The organism is Salimicrobium album (assembly GCF_900107115.1).
GTDB lineage: Bacteria > Bacillota > Bacilli > Bacillales > Halobacillaceae > Salimicrobium > Salimicrobium album.
Map to the genome: position 1 here is coordinate 19,221 of NZ_FNOS01000002.1, position 13,540 is coordinate 32,760.

Sequence of the window (13,540 nt, forward strand, 5' to 3'; positions counted from 1 at the left end):
TTGTGAAAAGCTCGGCGTTTCATTATGATAGAAGTGAAGCAGTGACGATTTAAACGGATAAGGAGTAAAGCTATGAAGGAAATATTACAAAAACTGAATGGGGAAATATCCCGTTTGACGAACAAAACATTTAAATTCGATGAACGTATCGGTGAGGGATGGTTTTCAGCGGTTTATTTTCTTAAAACCAATGATATCGTAAAGAAACATGTAGCCGATAACACTGTAACCATGCAGTTTTTCCAAAAGAGTCATGCGGTTCTCTGCGGTACGGATGAAGCTATAGCTCTTATCCACACGTTTGCAGAAAATCCCGGATCCCTGGAGGTTTACTCACTTAAGGACGGGGATCGTGTCAGCCCTTTTGAACCTGTGTTGACAATCAGCGGTCCTTATCAGGAGTTCGGTTATCTCGAAGGAATTATCGACGGTATTCTCGCGAGAAGAACCTCGGTAGCTACTAATGTGTATAATGTAGTGAAAGCGGCGAGATCTTCCGGGAAACAAAAACCGATAATTTTTATGGGTGACCGGGATGATCATTATACACAACAGGCAGGAGACGGCTACTCGGCTTTCATAGGCGGCTCCACCGCCCAGGCCACCCACGCCATGAATGAGTGGTGGGGGAAAGCAGGTATGGGTACTATGCCCCACGCATTACTCCAGATGTTCAAAGGGGATGTAGTAGCCGCAACGAAAGCTTATCAGGAAGAGTTCCCCGAAGACGAATTGACGACCCTTGTAGATTACAACAACGACGTTATCGGGGACTCCCTGAAAGTCGCCCGGGAGTTCGGCGATGATCTGAAGGGTGTGCGTCTTGATACATCCCGAACCCTTGTCGATAAATATTTCCTGAGAAATGAGCATCTTATGGGTACTTTTGACCCGCGTGGAGTCAATCCTGAACTCGTATTTGCACTCAGGAAAGCCCTCAACAGGGAAGGGTACAATCACGTGAAAATAATAGTGAGCGGTGGATTCTCGGAAGATCGTATCCGTCATTTTGAAGAGAATAAAGTTCCGGTGGATATGTACGGAGTCGGCGGGAGTCTGCTGGATATCACTATCGGTTTTACCGGGGATAATGTTCTGTTGAACGGGGAACAGGAAGCGAAACAGGGTCGTAAGTATACCCCGAACCCGCGCCTGGAGAAAGTTGATTTTGTTCCCGGACATTAGTAATGGATAAAAAGCACGAAGGAATTCGTGCTTTTTTCATTGTGACAGAAGGACATACTTCCTGCTTTTGATTACTAAAAGAACGTGATAAAATGATATAGCACTAAGCTGGGAAATTTACATTACTGAATAATACATATAAGTTTACCTATATGGAATTTATTACGGAGGTTTTTTTATGACTACTTACCACTTTGTTGGTATTAAAGGTACGGGTATGAGTGCTCTGGCACAAATACTTCATGATTCGGGCGAAACGGTCCAGGGGTCGGATGTGGATAAATACTTTTTTACCCAGAAGGCTCTCGAAGAAAAGGGGATTAAAATACTGCCTTTTTCTGCTGATAATATTGAAGAAGAATATGTAGTAATAGCCGGCAACGCTTTCGGAGATGAGCACGAGGAAATAAAGCGGGCCAAAGAGCTTGGACTTACCTATTACCGCTACCACGACTTTTTGGGCGAGTGGCTTAAACGCTTTACGAGTATCGCCGTAACCGGGGCACATGGGAAAACTTCCACAACCGGCCTTCTTTCCCACGTACTCGATGAGAACTACCCGACCTCATTCCTTATCGGGGATGGTACCGGAAAGGGAGGGGAGAACAGCGAATACTTTGTATTTGAATCCTGTGAATACAGGCGCCATTTCCTTTCTTATTATCCGGATTATGCCATCATGACAAACGTCGATTTCGATCACCCCGATTACTTCACAAGTATCGATGACGTATATGACGCGTTTCAGCAGATGGCGATGCAGGTAAGGAAAGGGATAATTGCGTGCGGGGATGATGAACATCTGCAGCATATCAAAGCCAATGTCCCTATCGTTTATTACGGTTTTCAGGAGTCGAATGATTTCCAGGCTAAAAATGTGTACGAAACAGAAGAAGGCACTACCTTTGATGTCTTTGTAAGAGGTACCTATTACGCCACCTTTACGATTCCGCAGTTTGGATCGCATACTGTATTGAATGCACTGAGCGTCATTGCTCTCTGCGACTATGACGGCATACCGGCCGAAGAGATCAATGCACTGAAAACATTCGCCGGAGTGAAGAGAAGATTCACGGAAAAAGAATGGGGCGGGCAGATTCTTGTAGATGATTACGCTCATCATCCGATAGAAATTGCCGCCACCATCGACTCTGCACGAAAAAAATATAAGGGTCGTCCGGCGGTAGCTATCTTTCAGCCCCACACTTTTTCAAGAACGAAAGCTTTTCTTAAAGAGTTTGCCGAAAGCCTGCAGGAAGCGGACTACGTTTATCTGTGTGACATTTTCGGTTCTGCACGGGAAAGCAAAGGCAACCTGACTATCAACGATCTCCAGGAACTCATTCCGGGTGCTGAAATACTTGCTATTGAAGACACAGAAAAATTGAAAGAGCACAAAAACGGTGTTCTTCTGTTCATGGGAGCGGGAGATATTCAGAAATTCCAAGAAGAATACGAAGCAAAAGTGAAAAGCGTAGCCGAGTAACAAAAGCACATAAATAAAGACTCCCGGGGGATTTTTATAATCCCCTGATAATGTTATAGTTAGGGAGTGGCATCGGTTTAATTGCGCTTATGGAAGGGTAGTAGGTATAAGTACTATCTACATAAGAAAAGAGGGGTGGAAATTATGGATATTCTCACTTATGTTGCGATCGGAGTCGCAGTATTGGCTTTGATTGTACTCGCAGTTTACGCTGTGAAGACTATCTCCACCGTTAAGAAAACGATGAATCAGGCGAACGAGACGGTAGAAGGAGTTCAGGAACGTACGGAAGGAATCACTACCGGTGTCACTACTCTTCAGGAAAAAGGTGAATCCCTGACTGAGAAGCTGAACAACCATAAAGAACTTCTGGATGAAACGATAGCGCAGATCAAGACTCCTGCCAGTAAAAAGGACGATCTCGACAAAGCGCTCAGTGACGTCCCGACGTCCAACGTCCGTGCAGACTCACAGGAAGTCAATGAAGTTTTTGGCTGGGTTCATGCAGTGCTTGACGTATGGGGAATTACGAAGAAGTATAATATTTAAAGGAGGATGTTGACAAATGGCAAAAGAGAAACAGAACCAGAACCAGGGGAACAGCAAAGATTTTATACTGGGAACGATTATAGGAGTGCTTATAGGTGCGGCTACTGCATTGTTCGTAGCTCCTAAATCAGGCAAGGAACTTCGTGAAGATCTTAATGAAAATTCAGGAGTATGGAAAGAAAAAGCAGCTTCGACTACTCAGGATCTCAGTTCTAAAGTTAAAGAGAAAGTACAGGGGAACTCCGACGAAAAAGAAGCTGAACAGGCTGCCCAGGAGGTTGCGGAAGCAATTGAAGAAGCAGCACGCGAACTTGAGCAGGAACAGGAAAAAGGACAATCCAATTAATTTCAGGAAGGCGTGGGCTTGCTCCCTCGCCTTTTTTTCTTCTATGATAAGGGTAAAGAGAAAATTATGAATGAAAAAATGGGAGGAGATTTCAGATGGAAACAGTAACATCTATTCAGAAACTAAAAGAATTATTGAAGAACGAAGAAGAATTTATACTGCTGAAACATAGTCTTACATGTCCTATCAGCGCATCTGCAAAAGGGGAGGCAGAGAACTTTGAACGTTCTTCCGATACTCCGGTGTACTTCATACCTATTCAGGAAGCAAGGGATGTATCCCAGTTTGCAGCTGAAGAGTTGAAAATCTCCCATGAATCCCCCCAGGCTTTTTATATAAAGAAAGGATCGGTAGAATGGAACGCGACACACTTTGATATTACGAAGACGAACCTGGATAAGGCGGTCATTTCCTGAACTTAGATCTGTTAACTATGATGAATTTCTTTAATAAGGGTGACAATTCAAAATAATTCAGCTATAATTGCCCTAATTATCAATAAGAGGTAATTTTTTATGAAGGAATAAGGGGGACTAACGATGAGTAACCAACAACTCGATCAATTACGTAACGAACTGGACGATGTAAACGTAGAGCTATTGAATTTAATAAGTAAACGCGGTGATCTGGTAAAGAGTATAGGAGAAGTGAAAGAGCAGCAGGGCATGAATCGTTTTGACCCCGTGCGTGAGAGAGCAATGCTTGACAAGATAGTGGAGAACAACGAAGGTCCTTTCGAGAACTCTACCGTAACGCAGCTTTTCAAAGAGATTTTCAAAGCGAGCCTTGAGCTTCAGGAAGACGATCACCGGAAGGCTCTGCTAGTGTCGCGTAAGAACAAAGCCGAGGACACTGTTGTGAATATCAAAGGGGAAAAAGTCGGAGCCGGAGAGCTGACCCACGTATTCGGCCCGTGCTCGGTGGAGAGTTACGAACAGGTTAAGGAAGTAGCACAGGCCGTGAAGAAACAGGGCGGTAAGCTGCTCAGGGGCGGTGCATACAAACCGCGTACTTCTCCTTACGATTTCCAGGGCCTCGGTGAAGAAGGACTGCAAATTCTTAAACGTGTGGCAGATGAAGAAGGACTCGCCGTAATTTCGGAAATAGTCAATCCCGCCGATATAGAGAAAGCCGTAGACTACATTGATGTCATTCAAATCGGTGCCCGCAATATGCAGAACTTCGAACTTCTGAAAGCGGCAGGTGCCGTTAAGAAGCCGGTTCTTCTGAAACGCGGTATGTCAGCTACTATCTCTGAGTTCATCAATGCGGCTGAGTACATCATCTCCCGGGGTAATGACCAGATCATCCTGTGTGAACGCGGAATACGCACATACGAGAAAGCTACCCGTAATACGCTGGACATTTCAGCGGTTCCTATTTTGAAACAGGAAACTCACCTGCCTGTTCTTGTGGACGTAACGCACTCAACAGGCCGGAGAGATTTGTTGCTGCCGACTGCAAGAGCTGCAATCGCAATCGGAGCAGATGGTATAATGGCTGAAGTTCACCCTGACCCGGCAGTGGCGCTTTCAGATTCTGCCCAGCAGATGGATATCCCTACATTCGAATCTTTCATTAATGAAATAAATAAGCAGCAACCGGTGAAATCATAAATTTACAAAAAGTCAGGTTAACAGCCTGGCTTTTTAAATTGTACCGGTTTCGTTATAATGAATGGGAAGACATGAATTGCAGGTTTTTCTTAAATATCGTATGATTATTAAGATTAATTAATAGGGTATAGTAGTTTTAAAAGCAGTTTTAGAGGAGGAAATGAACATGAATGTAACAATATATGATGTGGCACGGGAAGCCAATGTATCCATGGCTACTGTGTCCAGGGTCGTAAATGGTAACCCTAACGTGAAACCGGCTACAAGAAAGAAGGTCCATGAAGCGATTGAACGTCTCGGTTATCGACCGAATGCCGTAGCCAGAGGGCTGGCCAGTAAGAAGACGACTACGGTAGGAGTGATCATACCGGATATTTCCAGCATCTTTTTCGCTGAACTGGCCAGAGGGATTGAAGATATTGCGACGATGTATAATTATAATATTATTTTGAGCAACTCCGACCAGAACAAAGATAAAGAACTTCATCTGATCAATACAATGCTCGGCAAGCAGGTGGATGGTCTCATCTTCATGGGAGGAGATATAACAGAGGAACATACAGAGGAGTTCCGGAGAGCTTCTGTACCGGTTACGCTGGCGGCGACGCTCGACGAAAGTGAAGAGACTCCTTCTGTAAACATCGACTACGGCGACGCAGCTTATGAAGCTACTGAACATCTGCTTTCCACCAGTAAAAGAGTAGCTTACGTTTCAGGACCGGATAATACGTCCATAAACACGAAAAAACTGGAAGGTTATAAACGCGCATTGAAAGATTATAACCAGGGCGTCGATGATGAACTCCTCGTACTGGGTGATTATTCGTATGATTCGGGTCTGGAAGCGGCTGAACAGATTATCGCTCTCGAAGAACGTCCGGGCGGAGTATTCGTAGCTTCCGATGAAATGGCTCTCGGTGTCATCCATGGTTTTCAGGACAAAGGTCTCAGCGTACCGGAAGATATCGAAGTGATCGGCTTTGATAATACCAGACTTGCAACGATGATCCGTCCTACGTTATCTACTGTTGTACAGCCGATGTATGATATTGGAGCCGTGTCGATGAGGCTTCTGACTAAATTGATGAACAAAGAACAGGCGGAGGATACGAATGTGATCCTTCCTCACAGAATCATTGAAAGAAACTCAACGAATCAAAAAAAGTGACGATATATAAAGTATAAGTCACATCGTTCGTTGAGGAGAGAGCAGTATGAACAAAAAAGATATATTGACTCCGATAGGTATTACTTTAGGTTTCATTATGATTATGGTCGGAATCACGGTCAACGGCGGGATAGGAGGGCTGAAGTCGTTCATTCAGGCTACCTCTGTGTTTATTGTTCTTGGCGGAACTCTTGCCGCCCTGTTCGTGAACTTTAACCTGGGAGAAATGAAGCTGGCTTATAAAGCCATTCGCATGTCCTTCAACAAGGATTCCATGGATTTGCCCGAACTGATAAAGCTGTTTGTTAAATTATCCGACAGAGCTCGGCGCGAGGGACTTCTGGCTTTGGAAGCGGAAGCGGAGAACATCGAAGACCCTTTCATAAGAAAAGGAATATTGATGTCTGTGGACGGAATAGAACCTGAACTGGTCAACGAAATCATGAGTGCCGAAGTGAGTGCGGTCGAGGAACGTCACCAGAGAGGGCGTGCTATCGTGGAAAAAGCGGGAGAATACGCTCCTGCCTGGGGGATGATAGGTACGTTGATCGGCCTTATCCTCATGCTGGAGAGTTTAAATGATCCCGCTACGCTCGGCCCTCAAATGGCTGTCGCCCTTTTGACGACGCTGTACGGTACAGTTCTTGCAAACCTTGTTTTTTTACCTATGGCCGGGAAACTCGAAAACAAAACCGATCAGGAAATCTTCAAAAAGCAAATAATCACCGAAGGTATTATCGGTGTCCAGTCCGGACAGAACCCGAAAATTCTGGAAGAAAAACTGAGTGCTTTTCTATCGGAGGAAGAAAAAGAAAAAATGGCTTCCAAAGAAGCACAGGAGCAGGAAATGCCGAAGGATGCGGCCAATGAAGCATAGAAAACGAAAGGCCAAAGTGGAAAAAGGGGCACCCAAGTGGATGACTACATACGCAGATATGATTACGCTTATCCTTGTATTCTTCGTATTATTGTTTTCCATGTCACAGATTAGTGAAGTGAAATTCGATTCCGTCGCAGAATCGTTCAAAAATCGTATGATATTCGACTTTATGCCTTCGCCGGTGGAAAGCAAAAACCCTACCGACCGCACCGAAGTCCGCGAAATTGGTGATGATCGCAGTGATTTCGATGAGCCGGTCGATGTGCCGGAGATAACATCGGAGCCTGACGAGGAAAAGGAAACGGAGACTGAAGAGGCACAGCAGCTGGATCAGCTTATGCAGGAAGTGGAAGAATTTCTCGAAAAAAACAAGCTTCAGGACATAATATCGGCAGAACGGTCAGAAAAAGGGGTGGTTCTTGTTCTGCAGGAACAAGTGCTGTTTGAAAGTGGGGAAGCTTCCATATTGGAGTCCGGCCGCCCCTTCCTCGGCAAGCTGCGGGACCTGCTAATACAGGTGCCTAACCATGTAAGAGTAGAAGGACACACGGATGACCGTCCTATCGCGACGGCGAAGTTCCCCTCGAATTGGGAGCTTTCCGGAGCGAGAGCCGGAAGTGTAATACGCTATTTGCAGAATAACGATCCGAGACTTGAATCCGGCCGGTTTACAGCGGTAGGGTACGGATCCACCCGTCCGGTCGTCGAGAACAATTCTAAAGAGAACTGGAGAAAGAACAGAAGAGTTGAAATCGTAATTCTGGAGTCCGAGTATGAAAACAATAAACAGGCATCCCCGTCCTCATCCTGAGGAACGGAGATGCCTGTTTTTTCATGACTCAACAGTTCAATTATAGTGAATCTGATTATTGATGAACTGCATGGCTGCTTTCAGTGTTTTAGCATTCTTTTCGGTGATTTCCGGTTTTCTCGGAATTTTTTTGTAGGAGCCGTCGGGATCGTGCCAAGTATGCGGGAGAGAGAAAGGAGCTTCCGGTTCCCATTTTTCCAGCCAAGTTGCCGGAAGTTCTCCCTCGAAAGGAGCCTGGTCCTTCATCACTTTCCACAGCTGCGCCCAGGCGCGTGGTACCACTCTCCATATATCATACCCTCCGCCCCCGAGAGCTACCCATTTCCCTCCGCAGTGTTCATGAGCGAGTTCGTGGGTAAGGGCAGGGATACGTTCGTATATCTTCATCGTTGAACAGAGGTGTGTGAGCGGGTCGTAAAAATGAGCGTCCGCACCATTCTGGGAAACGATGATATCCGGTTTGAAATATGCAGCGATCTTCCTGAAAGCGGATTCATATACGTCTAAAAAAGATTCGTCTTCTGTAAACGCGTCAATCGGTAAGTTGAATGCATAGCCGTAACCCTCTTTCAGTCCACGTTCATTGACATATCCGGTACCGGGGAAAAGATACCTTCCTGTTTCATGTATAGAAAAGGTACAGATATCCGGATCTCCGTAAAATGCCCACTGCACTCCATCTCCGTGATGTGCATCGGTATCCACATACATTACCCGCTGATTGTATTTCTTCTGTAAATATTTAATCCCTACGGCGCCATCGTTATATATGCAGAAACCGGAGGCTCTTCGTTCGAAACCATGGTGAAGGCCGCCCCCCAGGTTAAGGGAATGATCGGTACGTCCTTGCATAACTTCATCGATAGCCGAAAGCGTACTTCCCACTATCAGTGAAGAAGCCTCGTGCATCCCTTTAAACATGGGAGTGTCTTCCGTACCTATACCGAATTCGAATCCCTCTTCTTCGGAGAGGTCGCCGACGCTCGCTTTTTTCACAGCTTCAATATACTCCCGGCTGTGAAAAAGGGCAAGCTCTTCTTCCGTGGCATAGCGCGGGGAAACGATATCCTCATCCTTAAGCGCCCCGGATTCCTTCAGCAGATCGTAGGTGAGCTCTACTCTCATCTGGTTGAAAGGATGATCATCACTAAAGCGGTAAGTGGCGTAATCTTTGGAATATACGAATTTGGATGAACAGCTCATTGGGACATCCCCGGTTCCTTCGGCCAGAGTACCTCATATTCCGAATTTCTTAAGTCTTCGATCATCGGATACGGATTCATCGTCTGGACTCTGAAGACCACGACTTTGTAGTTGCTGTCGGGTTTGTATGGATAAACGAGAATGGAAGTGAGGTTCAGTTTTCTCTTTCCTACGATATTCACTACACCGGGCAGCATGCCGGGTCGGTTGGGTACCTTGACTTCGATTTGGGAACTCTGCACATTCGTCCCCGTAAGCTGGATGAGCGTATAAAGAAGATCTTTTTCTGTGATTATTCCGACCAGTTTATTATTTCTGGTGACGGGAACGCAGGCGATTTCATTATCATAGAAGATATTTGCAACCTCTTCGATAAAGCCGAGCGGATGTACGGTAATGACTTCGGTAGTCATAATGCTTCCCAGACTGTTGGAAAGTTCGCTGAGGTCGGAATCACGCTCAAATACTGAAGGACTGGCATCTCTTACGTCCCGGTCGGAAACGATACCGACGACGTACATGTCTTCATCGACGATTGGAATGTGACGGATCTGATAGGTGTTGAGGGTTTTAAGTGCATCTTCTATAGTATCTTCCGTAGTAAGCGTATGAACTTCAGTAGTCATCATTTCTTCAACGAGCATTGGTCAGGACCTCCTGTTTGAATACTGATGTTTCGTAAGGAAACGCAAATGGTCGAACTTATCCACATCGGATCCGCTGACGTTTTTTCCTATGCGGACCATTAGACAATTGGCAGGATGGGATATGATTTCGGGATCGTCTGTCGGAGCGGGCGTAAGGCCCCCGGCACCCATCATCTTTTCCATCACTTTCCGGTACTGCCATATACTGAGTCCTGTGCTTTTCAGGTCCCAGTGCCAGTAGTATTCCGTGGAAATGATAATGTAGTTTTCCATATATTCATCAAGCATGGATACTTCTATAAGCTGGGAACCGACTCTGTATCCGCGAAAACCCGGGACCACCTCAATAGCGCCGAGCTCAATGAGGTTTTCCATTTTCCCTTCGGCCCAGCGTTCCAGAGGATCCGGATGAAGATAGGTGACATAGCCGACGATTGTACCTTCAAAACGGGCCACAATAATTCTTCCCTCCGGAAGGTCAGCTATTCCTTTTATCGCTTCGAACTGTTTTTTGGGGGGACAAAAAGCAGTTAACTGTTCATGGAATGAATATTGGGAGAGCTCATCGGATGTAAGAGGACCTTCAATTATCAGGTCGTTTGTATCCGTTTTCAATTTCCTCTGAAAAAATGACTTAGTATGTTCCACATATCCACCGCCTGTAAAAATATTTCATGCTACTACCATATTACCTATAAAATAGCCGTTTGAAAAGAGTAACTCCTTTTCAAACGGCTATTCGCCTATGCCGGGCACTACAGGACTATTCGGCAGTTACGGTTTCGGATAATCCCGATTCCTGACCGTAGTAATCCACTGCTCTTACGGCGTAAACTCCGGAGGTACCGGACAGGTCCATGGAAGTGGAACCGGTGCTTCCGACTTTGGAAAAGTTTCCACCCGGTGACCCTGCGCGGTATATTCTGTAACCGACTACATCATCGCTCGAAGAACTGTTCCAGCTGATGGTAGTTCCCTGAAGCCGGAGATTTCCGGGAGAAGAAGGGGGCTGCCCGTCATTAGTTATTTGTTCTCCTACTCCTGCTGCACTTTCGGAAGGGAGGGATACATTCGACCATTCTTCCCTGTCCGGAATCAGATGCTCAAGCGTCTTTTCGTTGTCGTAGCCATTATTCTTAAGGAACTGAGTTTTCAGACTGACCCCGTCTCCCTCGCTGGTGATGAACTCATCCGGTGTATCATCCCCGGCAGCTACGAGGTCTCCTTTTATCTCTGTGAAGTCTCCTTCTGTTAAACTGTCATCTTCTTCTGTCGGGGCGTGTTCCTTAATATAAAGATCGCTCTTGGAAAGACCGACGGAGGAACACAGTTCGGAAGTTAAAAGGCCCGAAGTGGCACAGTAGGATTTCTCCACGATGCCGGAAGGCTGTTCAAAACGCTGTTCGGGGGCCATGAGATCCGGCCGGATTTCCGTTACCGCATTCACGACATCGGCCCACAAGCTGTTGTTTCGGTCACTGTAGCCATTGCTGTTCAGGCTTTCTTTCCGGTCATATCCCATCCACATACTTATGGTTACGTTAGGGTTGGTGGCTACAAACCATGCATCTTTGTAATTTTGTGAAGTTCCTGTCTTCCCGGCCCAGTCTACACCCGGGTTTGTAAGCTGACTCTTCACATCATCGGCCGTACCGTAATCGAAAACGTCACGCAGAACATCTATCGTGAGATAGGAGGCCTGTTCACTGAACACTCCTGTCGACTCTTTTTTATGCTTATAAAGTGTATCACCTTCTTTAGTAACTATTTCGTCAATCATATAAGCATCAGTATACGAGCCCATATTTCCGAATGTAGCGAAACCGTTCGTATTTTCTTCCACCGTAACTCCATTGATGGTGGACCCTAAAGAGGTCGATAAGTTTTCGGCATCTTCAGCGGTAATCGCTTCAAAGCCCATTTTTCGCAAGTAATTATCTGCAGGGTTCTGATCGACGAATTCACTGTAAGCTTTGACCGTCGGGACGTTCCAGGAATTGGCCAGCGCCTGCCGGGCGGAAACAAGTCCGTGATACCCTCCGGCATAGTTGTCTACACTTGTATTTTTATTCGGGTACTTGTACGGCACATCTGCCAGTACTGATCCCGGCTGCAGGGCTCCCAGATCAAAACCCGGCCCGTAGACGAGCAGCGGTTTCATCGTACTCCCGTTCGAACGTCTTGCCTGCGTAGCATGGTTCAGCTGCTGAACGTCAAAGTCGCGACCTGCAATGAATCCGCGGATAGCACCGGAAGAGTTTTCCTGGAGGATACTTCCGACTTCCACCGGGATTTCTTTCTCACTGATCTCCCCAGTTTCCGGATCCTCCACAGGGATAGTCCGCCACGTGTCGTAGTTATTGTAATTATTCTTCACCCGCTGCATGACATCATAGACTTCTTTGTCGATCGTAGTGTGTACTTTCAGACCGCCCGAGGACAGGCGACGGTCGGCCAGAGTAGTGTACTCTTCCATCAACTGATTATCATTTTCCAGATCTTCCATCGTAAGACCATCTTTCTTGGCCAGCTGCTCTTTCAGAATTTCTCCGGCCCTTACTTTGATTTCACGTGTCAGGAAAGGGTAGTCGGAACTTGGTAAAGGTTTCGGAGAGGCGAGATTGGATTTCAGATCATAGGCAAGTGCTTTTTCATATTCACTTTCTGTGATATGTCCTTTTTCGTGCATACGTTCAAGTACTTCTTCCATTCTGTTCAGGCCAGGCTGGAGCCCTTCCTCTTCCTTTACACCGCCGGAGTTTTTAAAAGGAGTATAACCGAAAGGGTTCTGAGGGAGCCCGGCTATGAAAGCGGCCTGCGGAATGGAGAGCTCCCCGGCGTCTACTCCGAAAATTCCACGGGCAGCACTTTGGACGCCTGCAATATTCTGGCCGTTTGCGTTCCGGCCGAAAGGGACGATATTCATATAAGCTTCAAGAATCTGATCTTTATCGAAGAATTGTTCCACACGCAGTGCGTTCATAACTTCTTTTGCTTTTCTTTCAAAAGAGACTTCATTTGTAAGAATCTGGTTTTTGACCAGCTGCTGCGTCAGGGTGCTTCCTCCGGTTTTGGTACTGGAATTGGTTACCTGCTGCACGACAGCCCGTAACAGAGCTTTTGGCACAATCCCGTTATGTTCTCTGAAATTCTCATCCTCCGTTGCAAGCACGGCTGACGTAAGGTGATCACTGACGTTATCGAGCTGCACTTCCTCCCGGTATAAATCAGATTGAACGTCCCCGAGCAGTTGATCGTTCGTAAAATAAAGCTGTGAGGTTTCTTCATAATTATACAGATTGGAGGCCAGTTCCTCTTCGCTCCGTACAGGTTCATCCTCAACGAGAGAAGCGAAATAACCGGCACCTACCCCTCCAACAAAAAATACACCTATAATTCCGACGATAATAAAAAATAGTAAAACGTTCCATAAAACATCATATGTAATTCGTGTATACTTAAAAATAGTGCCGTCTTCCCAGCGTTTTCGAATAGTATCCCTGTTCCACTTCATGATTGGTGACCTCCTAAAATGACACTGCCAATTATATCATATCCGTAATATCAGATGCATGAGAGCCGAAAGAAATAATTGCTTTCAAGAACAATATATGATAAAAATGATACATAATTAAATCTGTTAAAGCTA

At 45.9% G+C, this 13,540-nt stretch carries 13 protein-coding genes and 1 other annotated feature (1 of these 14 running past the window's edge); of the genes, 9 read left to right on the forward strand and 4 right to left on the reverse strand.

Going from position 1 to position 13,540, the window contains the following annotated elements:
* Window positions 1-72 precede the first annotated feature (72 nt).
* The 9 genes from BLU03_RS03570 (at window position 73) to motS (ending at window position 8,041) form a co-directional block, all read left to right on the forward strand.
* Entirely contained in the window at window positions 73-1,185 is a 1,113-nt protein-coding gene (locus BLU03_RS03570) for a nicotinate phosphoribosyltransferase (protein ID WP_008590845.1), read from the forward strand.
* Between the two features lie 178 nt (window positions 1,186-1,363).
* A complete protein-coding gene (gene murC, locus BLU03_RS03575) occupies window positions 1,364-2,671 on the forward strand; it encodes a UDP-N-acetylmuramate--L-alanine ligase (RefSeq protein WP_093105651.1) in 1,308 nt (435 codons plus the stop codon).
* 144 nt (window positions 2,672-2,815) lie between these two features.
* Window positions 2,816-3,220, forward strand: coding sequence for a DUF948 domain-containing protein (locus BLU03_RS03580; RefSeq protein WP_076572577.1), 405 nt, complete (start codon window positions 2,816-2,818; stop codon window positions 3,218-3,220).
* Between the two features lie 16 nt (window positions 3,221-3,236).
* Window positions 3,237-3,566 carry a YtxH domain-containing protein gene (locus BLU03_RS03585; protein ID WP_008590851.1) on the forward strand — a complete coding sequence of 110 codons (330 nt, stop codon included), beginning with the start codon at window positions 3,237-3,239 and terminating at the stop codon, window positions 3,564-3,566.
* Between the two features lie 95 nt (window positions 3,567-3,661).
* A complete protein-coding gene (gene ytxJ, locus BLU03_RS03590) occupies window positions 3,662-3,982 on the forward strand; it encodes a bacillithiol system redox-active protein YtxJ (RefSeq protein WP_093105653.1) in 321 nt (106 codons plus the stop codon).
* Window positions 3,983-4,105: 123 nt separating this feature from the next.
* Entirely contained in the window at window positions 4,106-5,182 is a 1,077-nt protein-coding gene (locus tag BLU03_RS03595; protein WP_008590854.1) for a bifunctional 3-deoxy-7-phosphoheptulonate synthase/chorismate mutase, read from the forward strand.
* 166 nt (window positions 5,183-5,348) lie between these two features.
* Window positions 5,349-6,350, forward strand: a complete 1,002-nt coding sequence (gene ccpA / locus BLU03_RS03600) for a catabolite control protein A (RefSeq protein WP_093105656.1) — start codon at window positions 5,349-5,351, stop codon at window positions 6,348-6,350.
* Between the two features lie 46 nt (window positions 6,351-6,396).
* Window positions 6,397-7,227: a flagellar motor protein MotP gene (gene motP, locus BLU03_RS03605; protein WP_008590858.1), complete on the forward strand. Its 831-nt coding sequence runs from the start codon at window positions 6,397-6,399 to the stop codon at window positions 7,225-7,227.
* Window positions 7,217-8,041, forward strand: a complete 825-nt coding sequence (gene motS / locus BLU03_RS03610; protein ID WP_076572572.1) for a flagellar motor protein MotS — start codon at window positions 7,217-7,219, stop codon at window positions 8,039-8,041. Before motP ends, motS begins: the two co-directional genes overlap by 11 nt.
* Before the next feature lie 36 nt (window positions 8,042-8,077).
* Here motS and BLU03_RS03615 read toward each other — a convergent pair whose 3' ends face one another.
* The 4 genes from BLU03_RS03615 to BLU03_RS03630 all read right to left on the reverse strand — a co-directional run bounded on the left by BLU03_RS03615 (window position 8,078) and on the right by BLU03_RS03630 (window position 13,405).
* Window positions 8,078-9,244 carry an acetoin utilization protein AcuC gene (locus BLU03_RS03615; protein WP_093105659.1) on the reverse strand — a complete coding sequence of 389 codons (1,167 nt, stop codon included), beginning with the start codon at window positions 9,242-9,244 and terminating at the stop codon, window positions 8,078-8,080.
* A complete protein-coding gene (locus BLU03_RS03620; protein WP_076572569.1) occupies window positions 9,241-9,888 on the reverse strand; it encodes an acetoin utilization AcuB family protein in 648 nt (215 codons plus the stop codon). The genes BLU03_RS03615 and BLU03_RS03620 overlap by 4 nt, the downstream gene beginning before the upstream one ends.
* Before the next feature lie 3 nt (window positions 9,889-9,891).
* Window positions 9,892-10,539, reverse strand: a complete 648-nt coding sequence (locus tag BLU03_RS03625) for a GNAT family N-acetyltransferase (protein ID WP_093105662.1) — start codon at window positions 10,537-10,539, stop codon at window positions 9,892-9,894.
* A gap of 115 nt (window positions 10,540-10,654) precedes the next feature.
* Complete coding sequence (locus tag BLU03_RS03630; protein ID WP_093105664.1) at window positions 10,655-13,405, reverse strand: transglycosylase domain-containing protein; 2,751 nt, start codon at window positions 13,403-13,405, stop codon at window positions 10,655-10,657.
* Between the two features lie 125 nt (window positions 13,406-13,530).
* Window positions 13,531-13,540: a binding site (T-box leader), on the forward strand; it runs 208 nt beyond the window's last position.